At 72.7% G+C, this 17,072-nt stretch carries 13 protein-coding genes; 9 read left to right on the top strand and 4 right to left on the bottom strand.

Translation table 11 applies throughout. The features are described from left to right. The 3 genes from AB0E90_RS26735 to AB0E90_RS26725 form a co-directional block, all read left to right on the top strand. On the top strand, positions 1–253 hold a 253-nt coding region (locus tag AB0E90_RS26735; RefSeq protein WP_360411723.1), incomplete at its 5' end, for a hypothetical protein. Continuing rightward, entirely contained in the window at positions 235–1,023 is a 789-nt protein-coding gene (locus AB0E90_RS26730) for a hypothetical protein (RefSeq protein WP_360411720.1), read from the top strand. The genes AB0E90_RS26735 and AB0E90_RS26730, both read left to right, overlap by 19 nt. Further along, positions 1,008–1,667 carry a response regulator transcription factor gene (locus AB0E90_RS26725; RefSeq protein ID WP_360411696.1) on the top strand — a complete coding sequence of 220 codons (660 nt, stop codon included), beginning with the start codon at positions 1,008–1,010 and terminating at the stop codon, positions 1,665–1,667. Before AB0E90_RS26730 ends, AB0E90_RS26725 begins: the two co-directional genes overlap by 16 nt. A 61-nt stretch (positions 1,668–1,728) precedes the next feature. Here AB0E90_RS26725 and AB0E90_RS26720 read toward each other — a convergent pair whose 3' ends face one another. Beyond that, positions 1,729–4,458: a M14 family zinc carboxypeptidase gene (locus tag AB0E90_RS26720; RefSeq protein WP_360411160.1), complete on the bottom strand. Its 2,730-nt coding sequence runs from the start codon at positions 4,456–4,458 to the stop codon at positions 1,729–1,731. A gap of 120 nt (positions 4,459–4,578) precedes the next feature. Between AB0E90_RS26720 and AB0E90_RS26715 the strand changes: the two genes are divergently transcribed. The 4 genes from AB0E90_RS26715 to AB0E90_RS26700 are packed head-to-tail and all read left to right on the top strand — an operon-like array spanning position 4,579 to position 11,668. Next, positions 4,579–5,811, top strand: a complete 1,233-nt coding sequence (locus AB0E90_RS26715) for a CHAT domain-containing protein (RefSeq protein WP_360411157.1) — start codon at positions 4,579–4,581, stop codon at positions 5,809–5,811. A 12-nt stretch (positions 5,812–5,823) separates the two neighbouring features. Continuing rightward, positions 5,824–6,129 carry a hypothetical protein gene (locus AB0E90_RS26710; protein WP_360411154.1) on the top strand — a complete coding sequence of 102 codons (306 nt, stop codon included), beginning with the start codon at positions 5,824–5,826 and terminating at the stop codon, positions 6,127–6,129. Then, positions 6,126–6,743: a hypothetical protein gene (locus AB0E90_RS26705; protein WP_360411151.1), complete on the top strand. Its 618-nt coding sequence runs from the start codon at positions 6,126–6,128 to the stop codon at positions 6,741–6,743. Before AB0E90_RS26710 ends, AB0E90_RS26705 begins: the two co-directional genes overlap by 4 nt. After that, positions 6,740–11,668, top strand: coding sequence for a hypothetical protein (locus AB0E90_RS26700; protein ID WP_360411147.1), 4,929 nt, complete (start codon positions 6,740–6,742; stop codon positions 11,666–11,668). Before AB0E90_RS26705 ends, AB0E90_RS26700 begins: the two co-directional genes overlap by 4 nt. Here the strand turns inward: AB0E90_RS26700 and AB0E90_RS26695 are convergent. Genes AB0E90_RS26695 through AB0E90_RS26685 form a run of 3 tightly spaced genes read right to left on the bottom strand, consistent with a single transcriptional unit; the run spans position 11,654 to position 15,078 of the window. Next, complete coding sequence (locus AB0E90_RS26695) at positions 11,654–13,162, bottom strand: long-chain fatty acid--CoA ligase (RefSeq protein ID WP_360411144.1); 1,509 nt, start codon at positions 13,160–13,162, stop codon at positions 11,654–11,656. The two genes, AB0E90_RS26700 and AB0E90_RS26695, sit on opposite strands and share 15 nt — an antisense overlap. 3 nt (positions 13,163–13,165) lie before the next feature. Next, the gene (locus tag AB0E90_RS26690; RefSeq protein ID WP_360411141.1) at positions 13,166–14,293 is read right to left on the bottom strand and encodes a DUF5938 domain-containing protein; all 1,128 of its coding nucleotides are present in this window, start codon (positions 14,291–14,293) and stop codon (positions 13,166–13,168) included. 2 nt (positions 14,294–14,295) lie between these two features. Beyond that, positions 14,296–15,078 carry an SDR family oxidoreductase gene (locus AB0E90_RS26685; RefSeq protein WP_360411138.1) on the bottom strand — a complete coding sequence of 261 codons (783 nt, stop codon included), beginning with the start codon at positions 15,076–15,078 and terminating at the stop codon, positions 14,296–14,298. Between the two features lie 104 nt (positions 15,079–15,182). Between AB0E90_RS26685 and AB0E90_RS26680 the strand changes: the two genes are divergently transcribed. Together AB0E90_RS26680 and AB0E90_RS26675 are read left to right on the top strand one after the other, a co-directional pair. Further along, complete coding sequence (locus AB0E90_RS26680) at positions 15,183–15,788, top strand: TetR/AcrR family transcriptional regulator (protein ID WP_360411135.1); 606 nt, start codon at positions 15,183–15,185, stop codon at positions 15,786–15,788. A 34-nt stretch (positions 15,789–15,822) separates the two neighbouring features. Then, complete coding sequence (locus tag AB0E90_RS26675; RefSeq protein WP_360411132.1) at positions 15,823–17,040, top strand: cytochrome P450; 1,218 nt, start codon at positions 15,823–15,825, stop codon at positions 17,038–17,040. The last annotated feature ends 32 nt before the right edge of the window (positions 17,041–17,072 follow it).

Raw genomic sequence — 17,072 nt, 5'->3', positions numbered from 1 at the left:
CCAGCCGAACGCGGCCCAGCCGAACGCGGCCCAGCCGAACGCGGCCCAGCCGAACGCGGCCCAGCCGAACGCGGCCCAGCCGAACGCGGCCCAGCCGAACGCGGCCCAGCCGGGCCTGGCCCCGCCGGGCGCGGCTGGCGGGTTTGCGCCGTCATTCCGCCGGCCGGTGTCGTGGCGTCCGGCGGCGCCGCGGCCGTGCTGCGCCGGATCGGTGCACAGTGGAGCAGCGCGGCCGTGCTCGACGCCGGCCTGATGCTGCTGACGCTGGCGCTGCCGCTGACCTCGGCGCTGGACGGCGCCGGACCGGCCGCGGTGACCCTGCTGACGCTGGCCGCCGTCGCCCATTCGGCGCCACTGCTCGCGCGCCGCCGCCACCCCTGGCCGGTTCTGATCGCCTGCGCTCTGACCGCGTGGCTGAGCACCCTGCTGGTGGCGACCGGAGTGGCCCCGGGCGGCGAGGTCTTCTTCTTCGGGCCGGCCGCCGACCTGGCCGCGGTCTATGCCGTCGCCGCCCGCGCGGCCCGCTCGTGGATCGCCCCGATCGTCTCGCTGGCCGGCACCGCGGCGGCCTTCGGGCTCCTGGCCACGATCGAGCAGCCGGCCGGCGGCGGTCCCGGTGGAAGCGGAGGCATGGGCGGCGGACTGGCGGTCATGGTGTTCCTGCTGTCGGCGGCGTTGTTCGCGGGTCTGCTGGCCGCGCCGTTCGGCGGTGCCTGGCTGGCCGGCCACCTGGTCCGGAAACGCCGGGAGCGCCGCCACGACCGGGAGCGCGGGCTGGTCGCGGTCGAGGGGATGCGGGCCGAGGCGAGGGCGCGCCACGAGCATGCCCGGATCGCCGACGGTCTGCGGTCCGCCGTCCTGGAGCAGGCAGCCCGGGTGCCGGCGGCCGCCGAACAGGCCGACCTGGCGGGCGTCCTGGAGGCCGCGCGGGCCGCCCTGGCCGCGATGCGCGGTCTGCTCGACGGCCTGGGCGGGCGCCCCGGCCGGACCGAACCGGAGGTCTCGTCATCGCCGTCCGTGTGATCGTCGTCGACGACCAGGTGATGGTCCGCGCCGGACTGTGCGCAGTCATCGGCGCGCAGGACGACCTGGAGGTGGTCGGCGAGGCCGGCGACGGTGAGGCCGCGCTCGAGCTGGCCGCCCGGGCCGAACCGGATGTGGTGGTGATCGACGTGCGGATGCCCGGCATGGACGGCCTCACCGCGACCGCCCGGCTCACCGCGGCCGGCAACCCACCCCGGGTGCTCGTGCTCACCACCTTCCATCAGGACGAATATGTCTTCGCGGCGCTGCGTGCCGGCGCGTCGGGCTTCCTGCTCAAGGACGCTGGGCCGGCCGAGCTGGTGACCGCGATCCGCACCGTGGCGGCCGGCGACGCGATGCTCAGCCCGGTGGTGACCCGGCGCCTGATCGAGGCGTTCGCGGCCGGCCGCGTCTCCGGCGCCCGCCCCGGCGACCCGCGCCTGGGCACGCTCACCCCACGCGAGCGCGACGTGCTGGTCCAGCTGGCCACCGGCCTGTCCAACGCGGAGATCGGCGCGGCTCTCGGTATCACCGCCGGAACGGTGAAGGCGCACGTCAACGCCCTGCTGCCGAAACTCGGCGCGCGCGACCGGGTGCAGGCCACGATCGTCGCGTACGACCTGGGCCTGGCCCGCCCGAAATAGGCCCGCCCGAAATAGGCCCGCCCGAAATAGGCCCGCCCGAAATAGGCCCGCCCGAAATAGGTCAGCCGACGACCGAGCGGAGCGGGATCCCGGCCGCTTTCAGGTCGGCGACCAGGTTGCGCAGGAACGGGTGTTCGTCGAACTGGAGGCCCTGCGGGTTCGGGATGGTCAGGTAGGCCGAGTCGCCGGCCAGCGCGACCGTTGCCGTGTTCGTGTAGCGGGCGACCAGGCTCCGGGCGCGGGCCAGGTCGGCGGTGGCCACCTGGATGCGGCCGGGGCGCCACTCGCCGCCGAGGTTGGCCGGGGCCGGCTGGGCGGCCGCGGCGGCCCGGGCCGGGGCCACGGTGGGGGCGATCCGGGCCGGCGCGGTGGCCGCGGGCGGGTGGAGCAGGGCGTTGGCCAGCAGTTGCAGGCCGCTCTCGTTGTACGCCCGGAACAGCGGGTTGAACGCGAACAGCACCGCGTGGCCGGCGCCGGTCGGCTCGTCCACCACCACCGGCGTTCCCTTCAGGACGTCCTCGTGGACGGTGTAGCCGTTGTGCCAGAACGTGTCGTCGCTCGGGTAGGTCAGGACGTTCACGCCGGTGGTGCTCGGGGTGAGGATCGCGTCGTTGTTGTTGAACTCGAAGTCCTCGGCCGGGCGGCCCAGCGCGACCGGGCTGCTGGTGTCCACGTCCACCCGCAGATGCGAGCCGATCACCAGGTAGTCGTCCGGCTTCGCCTTCTCGGTGGTGGAGGTCAGGCCGGCCGCGCGGGCCAGCCGGGTGCCCTCGTTGCGCAGCCCGATGTAGGTGTGGCCCTGCGCGATCCAGTTGCGGAGGTTGGCCTGGCCGGCCGCGGTCAGACCGCCGGTGGCGCTGCTGCCGTCGGGCACGAGCAACGCCGTACGGCCGGTGAATGCTTCGGTGTTGTCGTTGATGTCGGCCGTGGTGACCGGCGCGAGGTCGAGGCCCCATCGTTCGCCGAGCACGTAGCGCGCCTCGCCGTAGGAGCCGGATGTGGTGGAGATGCCGGCGCCGCGGAACAGGCCGACGTCGGGCCCGGTGATCGCGGTGCCGGTGGCGGCGCGGCGGCCGGGGGTCAGGGTGACGCCGAGCGAGCGGGCCAGCCGGTCGACGGCCGGGGTGACGGCGGCGGCCGGCAGCCGGGCCTCACCGTCGTCGCGGACCGGGGTGATCCCCTGGTCGAGCAGCTGGAACGTCAGCTGGGCGGCCGCGGCCGAGTCCAGCGGGAACGTGTAGGACCCGGTCGCCGGCCCGCTGCGGCCGCCCTCGATCCGCCGGACCACCGACGCCCGCGGCCGTACGTCATCGCCGGTGTAGATGGTGTCGATGCCCATCAGGAGCGGGTTGCTCCACGAGGACACGTCGTAGAAGTAGGGGAACGGGACGTACGGATCCTCGCCCAGCGTGGCCTGGATCCAGTGCTTCTGCGGCTGCTCCATCGGGATCCAGTAGGCGCCGGCCGGCACGCTGACGTCGCGGCCGGTGCGACCGCCGAAGATCCGGGCGTTGCGCACCGTCAGGGGCTTGTCGACCTCGTACACCTCGACGTCCATCCGGCGCAGCCGCTCGACCAGCCGGCGCACGTCGGCGAGCTGGCGGCCGGGCATCAGGAAATACGATTTGATCTTGATATCCGGCACCGGGAACTGGACCGCGTTCTCCGGCTGCACGATCTCGTTGGGCTCCAGCGCGCCGGCCCGGCCCTCGGCGAGCGCGTCCGCCCAGATCCGGTAGTAGCCGGTCAGCACCTCGCGCTTGTTGGCGGCGGCCCAGCCCAGGGTCGCCCACTGGGTGTTGAACTGCTGCTGCACCCGATCCTGGACCGCCGAGGAGCTGCCTTTCTCGTACGTCATGCCGGCCGCGCCGAATCCGGTGGCCGGGACCGTATCGCCGTACCCCATGTAGAAGAGGTCGTAGGTGTCGTAGTTGAAGTAGCACTCGGTGGTGACCGTGTCGGTGCAGGCGCCGTGGTAGCCGAACCCGGCCTTGTTGGCCGCGCCGATCCGGTTGATCCAGTCGACCGGCTCGTCGGCGATCTCGTGGTGGATCGGGTCGGCGTTCGGCGGGAAGAAGTATTGCTGCCCGCCCATCTCGTGGGCGTCGACGAAGACCTGCGGCGGATACTTGCGGAGCAGGTCGATCTTGCGGTCGGTCTCCGGCTGGGTGCGCGCGAACCAGTCCCGGTTGAGGTCGAAGCCGAACTCGTTCTGCCGCCGGTTGGCGTCGCGGCCGTCCGGGTTCTGGGTCGGCAGAATCACCGTGATCAGGTTGTCGTTCCGCTGCTTGACCGCGCAGGACCGCCCGGCGGCCAGCTCGTACAACGTCTTGAGGGCGGCGTCGGCGCCGCTGGCCTCGCCACCGTGGACGTTACCGGCGATCCAGACGATGGCCGGCCGGGTCGCGGCGATCCGGCGAGCCATGGCGGCCGGCGTCTCGCGCGGATCCCGCAGGGCACGGATCTCGTCGGCGGCGCCCGGCCGGCCGGACACCACGGCGTATTTCAGCGGCTGGCCGAGCACGCTGTCGCCCATCGTGCCGGTGGTCACCCGATCGGACGCGATGTCGACCGCGCTCAGGTAGTCGCGGATCTCGGCGTTGGTGACCACCCGCTGCTGCCCGGCGCCGAGCGGGAAGCCGAGGAAGGTCTCCGGGCTGGGCACCGCGTCCAGGTGGGCGGCCGGGTCGCTGTCGCAGCCGGCGGCATGTGCTGCGCCCCCGGTCGGAAGCGGTGTCATGGCCGCCGTCAACACGACCACCAGCAGGCCGGCCAGAGTCGGAATGCGCATCGCGTCCCCCGTTTCACATGGTGGGCGCAGCCTATGGCCTGGCATTCGCCGACATCAATAGAGTCACCACTGGGCCGCACTCTTCGAAGGATGATCCATATCGGTCGCTAAGGTGGCCGCATGGCCGAAAGCCGGGTCCAGCTGGCGCGCGAGTGGGACACCCTGGTCGACCAGGCCCGACGGCTCGGCCCGGAGTTCGCCGATCTCCTCCGGCCGCCCACCGCCGAGTCCCTGCGCCCGGCCGTGGCCGGCGGCGCCGCGATCCTCGTCAACGTGACCGCCCGCCGATCGGACGCGCTGGTGGTCACCGTCGACGGCACCCGCCCGGTTCCGCTGCCGCTGACCGCGGCCGAGGCCGCCGAGCTGGCCAACCGGCATCTGCGCCGGGTCGCCGAGCTGGACCGGGCGGCGGCCCGGCTCGATCTCGCCGGGGAACGAGTGATCCGGCACCCGGACGGCGCGTCCTACCAGGAGCACTACGCCGCCGTCGTGGCACTTCAGGACGCCCGCGACCGGCTGGACGCCGACCTGACCGAGACGCTCGCCCGGCTCTGGGACACGGTGGCCGAGCCGGCGCTGGCCGAGCAGAGCGACGGGGCCCGGATCTGGTGGTGCCCGGCCGGCCTGCTCAGCTTCCTGCCGCTGCACGCCGCCGGCCGGCCCGACCGCCCCGGCGCGTCGGTGCTGGACCGCACCGTCTCGTCGTACACGCCGACGCTGCGGGCGCTGGCCCGCGCGCGGGCCGGCCCGGACACCGCCGGCCGAACCGGGCAGATGCTGGTCGTGGCGGTGCCCGAGGCGCCCGGCGAGCCGCCGCTGCCGCAGGCCCTCGAGGAGGCCGAGGTGGTGCGCGCGGCGGTCCCGGCCGAACGGCTCACCGTGCTGGCGGGGGCGGAGGCGACCCGGGCGGCCGTTCTCGGGGCGCTGCCCGCACACGACTGGGTGCACTTCAGCTGCCACGGCGCTCTTGACTACGAGGACCCGTCCCGAGCCGGGCTGCTGCTGCACGACGGCCGGCTGACCGTTGCCGATCTGGGGCGCGGTGACTACCCCGGCAGTTTCGCCTTCCTCTCCGCGTGTCACACGGCGGCCGGCGGGATACGCCTGCCGGACGAGGTGATCACCCTGGCGGCGGGCGTGCACCACAGCGGGTTCCGGCACGTGCTGGCGACCCTGTGGGCGGTCGACGCCGACGTGGCGCTCGCCCTGGCCCGTTCGGTCTACGCCGGTTTCACCCCCGGCGCCGGCCGGCCCGACATCGCCGCGGTGACCCGGGCGGCGGTGCTGGAGAGACGGGCCGCCGAGCCGGGCCGGCCCAGCCGATGGGCCATGTTCACGCACACCGGACCGTGATGGGGAGCGCCGATGGATGAGATGCCCTACGAAGAGGTCACCGACGACGCGTACGCCGAGGTCGCGGCCGCCTTCGACGTGTCCAGCCCGGCGCCCGGCACGCTTCTGCTGGCCGGCCGGTGCCCTCGCTGCGCCGCCGAGATCCGGGTGCCGGTGATCGACGGCGTGTTCAAGAACGCCGGCCGGTTCCGGCGCGCGCCGGCGGAACGGATGGCGCCGATGATCTGCACCTGCGCCGAGGAGCACCCGGGCCGCCCGCCGGGACGGATCGGCTGCGGCGCCTACTGGCTCCTGCGCATCACGGCCGGCGCCCGATGACCGTGCGCCTGAGCCCCGGACCGGCGGCCGGACCGCACGACGCCCGGGCCGCGCTGGAGCAGTTCGACGCCATCGACGGCGAGCTGGAGCGGGTCCGCGCGGCGGCCGCGGCCTGGCGCACCGGAATGGCCGGCCTGCTCGCCGCCCTCGTCGGGTTCGGCCTGCTCAAGGGCCGTACCGATATCGGGCAGCTCGCCGCGCCCTGGCCGGCGGTCACCGGCGGCATCCTGCTCGCGACCGCGGTGACCGGCGGCTTCGCCGCGATCTGGTTGCTCCGCGCGGCGCACGGCCGCCCCGAGCGGACCCGATTCGACCGGGCGGTGCCCGGCCGGATCGCCGACCACGTGGCCGCCGGGCTCGCCCTGCACGATCTGCGCCGCGGCATCGCCGCCACCCTGGGCTGCGCCACGCTGCTCATCGCCGCGGTCGCCACCACCTGGTACGGCCCGGCGAAGGGCGGCCCGAAGATGCGGGTCCAGCAGCTGGGCAGCGTGCTGTGCGGCACCGTGACCGGCCTCGACCAGGGCCGGCTCACCCTGAAGACGGACGCCGGGCTGGTCACCGTGGACCTGACCCGAGCGCTGACCGTGAAGCCGGTGGACAACTGCCCGTGACCGATCTCGGCGAACTCACCCACCGCACCGACGCGCTGCTGCGGCGCTACCAGGAGTCCGGTGATCGGGCGGTGCTGACCGAGGCGGTCACGACCGCCCGGCTCGCGCTCGCCGCGGCCGGGCCGCAATGGTCGGCGCTCGTCGGCGTCAACCTGGCCTCCGCGTTGCGCCTGGTCGATGCCGCGGACGGGAACGAGTCGGCGCTCCGCGAGTCGATCATGCTGGACGAACGCTTCACCGCCACCGCGGCGGACACCGGCCGGCGTCTCGCGGTCCTGGACCGGCTGGCGGAGGCGTACCGGCGGCTGGCCGGTTCCCGGCCCCGGGTGGCGGCGGAGGGTGAGCTCTCCGCTGTCCGGCGGGCGGCCGCGATCCGCGATCCCGGCCGCGCCGCTCGCCTGGACCGGTTGCGCGAGCTGCTGTCGGACGGACCGCATCGGGCCGAACTGGTCCAGGTGGTGCGCGACCTGATGGCCGAGACGGCGCATCCGGCCGGCTCACCGCCGCACCTCGTGCTGCTCTCGCATCTCGCCGTCGCCCAGCGCGAGCTGTACAAGGAGAGCCGCGAGCCGGCCGACCTGGACGCGGCCCTCGACTGTTTCCGGGAACTGGCCGGGCAGGTGCCGGACGGGGAGCTGGGCTCGATGTTTCACGGCGAGCTGGGCCGGCGTCTGCTCGAGCGCTATCAGGAACGCCAGGATCCGGCCGATCTGGACGCGGCGCTGGCCGCCGCCGACCGGGCCGTGACGCTCGGCCGGACCGGCCGGGAGCTCTTGTCGCTGGCCAACGTGCACCGGGCCGTGGCCGATCGGACGGGGAGCTTCGCCGAACTGCGACTGTCCATCGAGCTCTACCGGGAGGCGCTGCCCGGCCTGGCGCCGGAGCACGCCGAGCGCGCCCGGGGCCATCTGGCCGACGCGATGGCCGAACTGGGCGGCCGCACCGGCGAGGACGACCTCGTGCGGGATGCGACCGAGATGTCCGCCGCCCAGCGCGACATGAACGGCCGGGTGCTGCACTGGCAGCATCTGCTGGCGCGGGCCGAACGGCCGGACGCCACCGGCGACGAGGCCGAGAAGCTGGTGCGGTACGCCCGTGAGCTGGTGGCCGACGCGACGGCCGAGGATCGCCCGTACCGGATGTCCGATCTCTCGGTCTCGCTGCGCGTGCGGTACGAGGCCACCGAGGACCGGGCGATCCTCGACGAGGCCGTCACTGCCGGGCGGGCCGCGGTCGCCACGGTTCCCGCCGGGGATCCGCGGCGGTACCGGGTGCTGGCCTTATTCGGTCAGACGCTGCGCATGGCGGCCAGGGTGGACGACGACGCGGACCTCGCCGTCGACGTCTGCACCGAGGCGCTCGAGTCGGCCGGCCCGGATCATCCGGACCGGCCGCGCCTGCGGGGCGACCTGGCCAACGCGTTGCTCCTGCAGTCCGGCTACCGGCCGGATGACGCCGCTCTCCTGCCGGCCGTGGTGAACCATGCGACGGCGGCCGTGGCCGGCGCGAAGACGACGGCGGAAGTGGTGGCCGCCCTGCCCGCGCTGGCGGTCGGGCAGGGCCGCCTCGCCACCGCCGGCCAGGATCCGGACGCGCTCGACGCGGCGATCGCCCGCTGCCGGGAGGCGCTGGCGTTGCCGCTGAGCCGGCCGGCCCGCGCCGGTGTGCAGGCCACCGTGGCCGGGGTGCTGGTCACCCGCCTGCGGATCGGGGATCTGGACGGGCCCGCGATCCGCGAGATGGCGCGCGAGGGGCTGCACACCTGCCGGGAGGCCCTGGCCGTCCATCCCGGAGTGCCGACTCTGCGCGCGTACCTGCTCGCCCTGCTCATGCTGGTCATGGAGAACACCACGGCGATCGACGACCTGCGGGACCTGGCCACCACCGCCGACGAGCTCGTGGGCGGCCCCGATCCCGAGTCCCTCGCCCTGCGTTTTGCCGGTCTGGTCTACGAACAGCTCGCCGAGCGGACGCAACAGCTGCCGGACATCGAGGCGGCCATCCGCTATCAGCACGAGCTGGCCGACGAGTTGCCTCGCGGCCATCCGGAACGGGTCCCGCTGCTGCAGGCGGTGGCCGCCGGGTACCGGATGAGACTGGCGGAATCGGGCTCGCCGGCGGATGCGGACCACGCCGTACGGTTCGGGCAGGCGGCCCTCGACGAGGCCGGCCCGGATCAGGCGGCGCGCTTCGATCCGCTCACCGAACAGTCCGCTCACCTGCGGGACCGCTTCCGGGCCACCGGGCGGCGCAGCGACCTGGTGGAGGCGGAACGGATCGGCCGCGCCGACCCCCGCGCCGGTCGATTTCTCCCCGACACGCTGATGCTGCGTTATCAGGCCGACCAGGACACCACGGCGCTGGATGAGGCGGCCACGCTGAGCCGGACCGTCGTGGCGGCGAACCGTGACCCCTCCTTCCTGATCCAGCTCGCGAACGTCCTGAGCACGCTCTACCACCTGCGCGGCGTGCAGGAGGATCTGGACGAGGCCATTGCGCTGGTCGGCGAGGCGATCGAGAGCGCCGGCCCGGACCACCCCGGATCGCCGATCAGGCTGGGTGAGCTGGCCACTCTCCGAACGATGCGATACCTGCGGACGAAAGATCCGGCCGACCACCGGGAAGCCCTCCGGTGCGCCCGGGCCGCGCTCGACCTGGTGCCGCCCGGCTCGCAAAACCAGCCGCGGCACCTGAGCGTCCTGTTCGCCGTGTGGCTGGCCGCGCCGGACGAGGACGGCGCGGCCGCGGAACTGGACCGGCTGATCGAGATGGCGCCGGCGGTCGCGGACCCGCACTGGCCGGCGTTGCTGCACTATCTCGGCGTCGCGCTGCATCGGCGGCACCGGCGCCTCGGTGACCCGGCCGACCTGGACCGGGCCATCGACCTGCTCCGGATGCTGCTGGACCAACCCCGCCTCGACGACGCACAGGTCATCGGCACCCGCACCGAGCTCGGCGAAGCGCTCATGCGGCGGAACGGCGCCGGCGACCGGGCCGCCGCTATCGAGCTGTGGCGAGAAGCGAGCGAGCCGGCCCATGGGAATGCGGACCGGCGCATCGAGGCCCTGTTGTTCCGGACGGCCGGGCTGGCCGACGATCCGGCCGCCCAACTACCCCTGCTCCGCCAGGCGCTCGACCTGCTCGCCGAGCTCTGCTGGCACGGCTCGCCGCGCGCCGACCAGCAGCGGGCGCTGAGCCGGTGGTCCGGCCTGGCCGGCGAGGCGGCCGCGGTGGCGCTCGACAACCACTCCCCCGACACCGCCGTCGAACTGCTCGAACAGGGCCGGGCGGTGCTGTGGGCGCGGCTGCTGGACGACCGGACCATTCTGGACGCGGTCGCCCGGGTGGCGCCCACGCTCGCGGATCGGATGCGGGCGGTCAGCGCCGCGCTCGACGCCACCGGCGAGCTCGCCACCGCGGCGCCCCCGGACACCGACACCTTCGCCGGCGTCGAAGTGGACCACGCCCTGGCCCTCCTGGCGGCCGGCGACGAGGCCGCCGCCGAGGCGATCCTCGTTCGCTACGCGGACACCGGCGATCCGCGCCTGACCGCCACCTGCTCGGTGAATCTCGGCATCCTCCGATACCGGCGCGACGACCTCGACGGCGCGGTCGCCGACCTGAGCCGCGCGCTGAACACCGGCTGGGGAACACCGGCGATGGCGGCCGGCAATCTGCTCTCCGGCATTCTCGGGAAGCGCGGTCAGCTCGACGACGCCCGGCGCGTGCTGGCGGACGTGCTGCGCATCGACGGCGATGCGCGGGCTGCCGCCGAGGCCCGGGAGCGGCTGGTGGTGCTCGGCGAGCTCGAACGTGACCCGACCGGCCTGCTGGCGATGGCCGGCCCGCAACTGGCGTCCGGGCGCCCGGACGCCATCCTGGTGCTCGCGATGAAACTGCTGGAACGAGGCAACCCGGAGGACGTCGACGCCGCCGGACGACTGATCGAGCGGGCCTGGGAGATCGATGGCAAGAACGACGCGCACCTGAGCCTCGTGCGGGCGAGGTTCCTGGACCGGTCGGGCGACGTGGCCGGCGCGATGGCGGCGCTGCGAAAGCTGGACGGCGCCGAGGCCCGGCTGCAACTCGCCGACCTGGCGCTCGAGGCGGGTGACCCGGACGAGGCATTCGCGCTCTACCGTGAACTGGCCGCCGGCCCCGACGGTGAGCAGGCCCGGCAGAGGCTGGCCACCTTGGACCTTCCCCCGGCGGATCAGCCCGCGGCGCCGTCCGGCTTCGACTACGGACGCTGGATGGCGTTCCGGGAGCCGCCCGAACCGGCCGTTGCCACCCTGCGGGCCGCCGTCGCGGCCGGCGACCGCACCGCGCGTACCCAGCTCCATCTGGCCCTGGTCATGCGCCTGGGGGACACGCCGGCGGCGGTGACCGCCGCCTACCGCCAAGGGGTTCTGCTCGGCGCGGCCGAGCCGGCCGTGGTGGCATTCTGCCGCGCCGGCCTGCGGGCCGCCCGCGGCGACCGGTCCGGCGTGACGTCGGGCTTCACCAGCGCCTACGAGCAAGCCGTACGGGCCGGGGACACCGAGCTGGCGACGCTGTCCGCGGCGCACCTCGGGCACCACCTCGAGGAGCACGACGACGTGGCCGGCGCGGCGGCCGCCTACCGCCGGGCGCTCGGCGGCGGAGACCGGCACCTGTCCGGAGCGGCCGGCCTCGCCCTCGCCCTCCTGCTCGACCAGCACGGCGACCGGGACGGTGCGAACGCCATGTTCCGGCAGGTGTTCGAGCGCGAACATCCCTACCAGAGCCCGATCGCGGGCCTCGAACTGGCATCCGGGCTCGCGGCGGACGGCAACGACGCCGCCGCGGCCGAGATGCTCCGCCGGGTGATGGCGGGGCCGCAACCGGACGCGGCGGCGGAGGCGGCCGGCCGGCTCGCCGAGTTGGTCCGCCTACGACCCGGGTGACAGGCGGGTGCGCAGGTCGGCTTTGAGGATCTTGCCGACCTTCGACCTCGGCAGGTCCTCCCAGATCTCGATCTGCTTCGGGGCCTTCACGCTGCCGATCCGCTCCTTCACGAACGCGGCGATCTCCGCCTTGTCGACCGTCACGCCGTCGCGCAACTGGAGGATCGCGGTCACCCGTTCGCCCCACTTGTCGTCGGGCAGGCCGATCACCGCGCAGTCCTGGACCGCCGGATGCTGCATGAGGGCCTGTTCGACCTCGGTCGAGTACACGTTGAAACCTCCAGTGATCACCATGTCCTTGGCCCGATCGACGATGAACAGGTAGTTGTCGTCGTCGAGGTAGCCGATGTCGCCGGTGTGGTGCCAGCCGTGCGCCGAGGCGGCCGCGGTCGCCTCCGGGTCGCGGTGGTAGCCGCGCATCACCAGCGAGCCGCGGGCCACGATCTCGCCGGTCGCGCCGCGCGGCAGCAGCTCGCCGTCCGGGCCCATGACGGCCACCGTGACCAGCGGCGACGGGCGGCCGGCCGACGACAGCCGGGCCAACGCGACGCTGCCGTCGGGGAGATAGTGGTCGGCCGGGGCCATGGTGGAGATCATCATCGGGGCCTCGGTCTGGCCGAACAGCTGCGCCATCGGGCCGATCCGGCGCAGCGCCTCGGCGAGCCGGGCCGCGGACATCGGGGCCGCGCCGTACCAGAAGCAGCGCAGCGACGACAGGTCGGCGGCGTCGAGCGCGGAGTGCGCGAGGACCATGTAGATCAGCGTCGGCGGCAGGAAGGTGTGCGTCACCCGGTGCCGGTCGATCAGCGCGATGAACTCGGCCACGTCGGGCTTGCGCATGATGACGATCTCACCCCCCTTGGCCAGTACGGGGAAACACAGCACCCCGGCGGCGTGGGTGAGCGGTGCGAGCGCGAGATAGACCGGCCGGTCCGGCCACGGATAGCTCATCAGCGTGATCGCGGTCATCGCCTCGAGATTGGCCCCGGTCAGCTCGACGCCCTTGGGCCGCCCGGTGGTGCCACCGGTCCCGACGATCATGGCGAGGTCGTCTTTCGCGGGGCGATCCGTGGCCTCGGAGCCCGACAGGAAATCGTCCCAGTCCGTCTCCAAGCAGACCAGCGTCTTCAGCGCCGGCAACCCGTCGCGGATCTTCGCCACCAGCGGCGCGAATGCCTCCTGATAGATCAGCGCGGTGCACCCGAACAGATCCAGGAGCTCGCGGTTCTCGTACGCCTCGTTGCGGGGGTTGATCGGGCACCACACCGCGCCGGCCCGGCTGATGCCGAAGACGCAGGTGAACGCGGTCGGGTCGTTCCCGGAGAGCACCGCCACACGCTCGCCGGGAACGATTCCATGGGCGGCCAGCGCCGCCGCGACGCGAAAGCTCAGTTCCTGAACTTCCGCGTAGGTACGGGTCTGGCCGTCCGTGGTCAGGCAGGGCGCGTCCGGGTCGAGGGACGCGCCCTTGTCGAGGTATTCGACGAGCCGCATGAATCAGCGCTCGACCGTGACCGTCGGCTCGCGGACCAGGCCGAAGCTGGTCAGCACGCCGAGCAGCTCGCGGTGGCCGAAGGCCTGGCAGCCGGAGGCGAACCCGACCCGTCGCGGCGGCTGCTGGAGCAGGTGGTAGGCGGCGTACGCCTGCATCAGCCCGGTCTGTTTGTAGTTGGAGTTGCCGTAGATCACGCAGTGCGCCCGGCCGAGCGGGCCGGAGGCGTGCACCGAGTCGACCGACTTGTTCAGGCGCGGGTTCTCCCGGGGCGGCATCTGGTTCATCACCTGCGACGCGGTGGCGGTGAGCGCCGCGTACCGCTGGTCCGGTTCCATGTCCTTCGTGGCTTCCAGAGCAGAAGCGACGATCTGCGGTACGCCGTTCATCAGCGCGTTGTTGAACACGCCACCCAGCACCTTGACGTTGGCGACGCGCGGGTCCTTGCGGTACCAGACCGGGTGCGACGTGCCACCCCACGGCAGGGCGAGGGCCAGTTCGTGCTGGCCGGGCAGCACCAGCTGATAGAGCCCGGCCGACGGGTCCCACGCCTCGTAACGGTTCTGCTCGAGCCGGTAGGCGCCGGAGGTGGCCGCGTTGACCAGGATCGTCAGCGTCGACGCGATGGTCGGGCTGCCGCCCCAGAACACCGCGATGTCCAGCGTGTCCAGTCCCGGCCGCTCCAGGCAGATCTCAGATGCGATCTCGCCGGTGGTGTACATCTGCGCGATGCCCGGCGCGAGCAGCAGGCCGGCGGCGGCGAAGTCACTGCCGTACTTCTCGTCGCAGGTGATCATCCAGTCCTGCTCGCCGGTGGTGTCGAGGTAGTGCGTGCCGGCGGCCAGGCACGCCTCGGCGACCTCCGGCCCGTACACGCTGAACGGCCCGACCGTGTTGCAGACGACCGAGGCCCCGGCGAACAGCTCGGTGAGCGCCTTGACGTCGTGCGCGACCTCGGCGATCTCGTAGTCGGCGGTCTCGATGCTGGCCACGTTCTCCTGCATCGACTGCTTGATCTTGGCGGCGTCCCGGCCGGCCGCGATGAACGGGACGTTGTATTCGCGCAGGTATTCGCAGATCAGCCGGCCGGTGTAGCCGGAGGCGCCGTAGACGACGACAGGCTTGTCGGTCATGGTCACATCCCCATTCCGCCGTCGACCGGCAGGCCCGCGCCGTTGATGAAGCGGGCCGCGTCGGAGGCCAGGAACACCACCGCGTCGGCCATGTCGCCGACCTCGCCGAGCCGGCCCGACGGGGTGAGCTCGATGACGGCGCCGACCGCTTCCTCGGGCGAGCCGAACAACCCGAGCCGGGCCACGTCGTTGGCCAGCCCCGCGCCCATCGCGGTCGGGACAAGACCGGGATAGATGCAATTCACGCGTACGCCGTAACCGAGCTTGCCGGACTCCATCGCCGCGACCCGGGTCAGCCGGTCGACGCCGGACTTGGTAGCCGAGTAGACCGAGATGCCGGGGAACGCGATGGTCGCCGCGACCGACGCGACGTTGATGACGACGCCGCCCTGGCCCGAGGCGCCGCCCGGGCGCATCGCCCGGAACGCGTGCTTGATGCCGAGCGCGGTGCCGAGCAGGTTGACCTCGAGCTGCTTACGGACCGCGGCCGGGTCGAGGTCGACGATCAGGCTGGTGATCTCGATGCCGGCGTTGTTGACCACGATGTCGACCGGGCCGGCCTTTTCCATGGCCGCGGCCCAGCTGTCGTCGTCGGTGACATCGAGGTGGACGAAACCGTGGCCGTCGCCCAGCGACTCGGCGACCTTGGGGCCGAGGTCGTCCTGCAGGTCGGCGACGACGACGGCGGCGCCGGCCGCGGCGAGCGCGCGGGCCATGCCTTCACCCAGGCCCTGCGCGCCGCCGGTGACCAACGCGCGGCGGCCGGTGAGATCGATCTGTGCCATGGAAGCTCCCGGGGAGTGTACGAGGACGAGACCCACATCACATGCCGGTTCTTGACACTTGTCAAGAGAAGTCTGGACGACTGTCAAGCCCGTAGGATGTGCTCGTGCCCACGACCCGACCGGTCGACAAATACGACCGCCGCCGCGACGAGCTGGCCGAGTCCGCGCTGACCACGCTCGGCGCGGTGGGCTATGCCCGGGCCAGCCTGCGCGAGATCGCCGGCAACTCGCCGTTCAGCCACGGCGTCGTGCACTACTACTTCGAGGACAAGCTCGAGCTGGTCATCTACAGCGTCCGTTACTACAAGGCCCGCTGTGTCACGCGGTACGACGCGGTCGTGCGCGACTCGACCACGGCCGACGAGCTGATCGACGCGTTCGGGGCGAAGCTCGCGCAGACCATCCGCGAGGAGGCGCCGATGCACCGCCTGTGGTACGACCTGCGCACCCAGAGCATGTTCGAGGAAGGGCTGCGCGAGGCGATCACCGAGATCGACGCGGCGCTCGAGGCGATGATCTGGCGGGTCATCGAGCGATACTCGGCGCTGACCGGGCGCCGGCCGGCGGTGACGTCGCCCGCGGCGTACGGCATGCTCGACGGTCTTTTTCAGCAGGCGCTGCTGGCCTTCACCGCCGGGGGTGAGGCGGTCCTGGCCGGGCTGTCCGGGCAGATCCGTGCCGTTCTGCCGCTGATGCTCGCACAGGGATAGATAACGATCACTGGTCTTCGCCAGAATCGTCACCATGAGCGACCACGGCACGACCGTACGCGAATATGACCTCTTCACGCCGGAGGCGATCGCGGACCCCAACGGCTTCCTGCACTCCGTCCGCGCCGAGAGTCCCCTCTCCTGGCTGCCACAGCTCGACGCCTACCTGCTGACGCGGTATGCGGACATCAACGCGGCGCTGCGCAACAGGCGGATGGACAGCGCCAACATGGCCCGGGCCCTGCAGCGCCTGACGCCGGCCGAGCAGGAGGAGCTGGCCCCGGTCCGGCGATCCATCGAGATGTGGATGGGGCACACCGTCCCGGCCGACCACGTCCGCTTCCAGCAGCTGCTCAAGCGCTACTTCACGCCGGCGATGATCGACCGGCTGCGGCCCCGGGTGCGCGCGTTCACCCACGAGCTCCTCGATGCGGTAACCCCGAAAGGCCAGATGGAGGTCGTACGCGATCTCGCGTACCCCCTGCCGGCGAACGTGATCGCCGAGCTGCTCGGGATGCCGGTCAGCGATCGCGAGCAGTTGCAGGCCTGGTCGCGCGACATCCTGCCGATCTTCGGCAACGGCGACCTCCAGCAGTTGCGCCAGGCCCAGCGCAGCATGCTGGAGATGCACGACTACCTGCGCCTGATCGCGGCCGAGCGCCGTCGCGAGCCACGGGAAGACGTGCTGAGCACGTTCGTGGCCGCCGAGGCCGAGGGCATCCTCACCGAGGACGAGGCGGTCGCCAACTGCGTGCTGCTGCTGTTCGCCGGCCACGAGACCACCGCGAACCTGATCGCCAACGGCCTGGTGCTGCTCTTCGACAACCCCGGCGAGCTGGCCCGGCTGCGGGACGACCCCAGCCTGACGCCACTGGCCGTCGAGGAGATGCTGCGCTGCGACGGACCGGCCGGCGTCATCGGGCGGGTCACCACCGCGGACACCGAGGTGGCGGGCCACGCCGTACCGGCCGGAAAGCATCTTTATCTTGCCTTGATGGCCGCCAACCGTGACCCGGACGTCTTCGGAGCGCCGGACGTCTTCGACATCACCCGCGAACGCAACCGGCACCTCAGCTTCGGCATGGGCACCTATTACTGCCTGGGCGCCGCGCTCGCCCGGATGGAGACCGACGAATGCCTGCGGATCCTGCTCGATCGCTGCCCCGATCTGCGCCCCGCCTACCAGACTCCGGACTGGCTGCCGACCGCGCCGATCGGCCATCGACTGGCCTCATTGCCGGTCACGTTCTGACCAGGTGGTAGCCACCAAGTAGGGTGCTGCCC

The sequence above is a fragment of the Actinoplanes sp. NPDC026619 genome (assembly GCF_040638295.1).
Classification (GTDB): domain Bacteria; phylum Actinomycetota; class Actinomycetes; order Mycobacteriales; family Micromonosporaceae; genus Actinoplanes.
The sequence above is the reverse complement of the archived record's forward strand: the minus strand, read 5'-3'. Positions and strand labels throughout refer to the sequence as shown.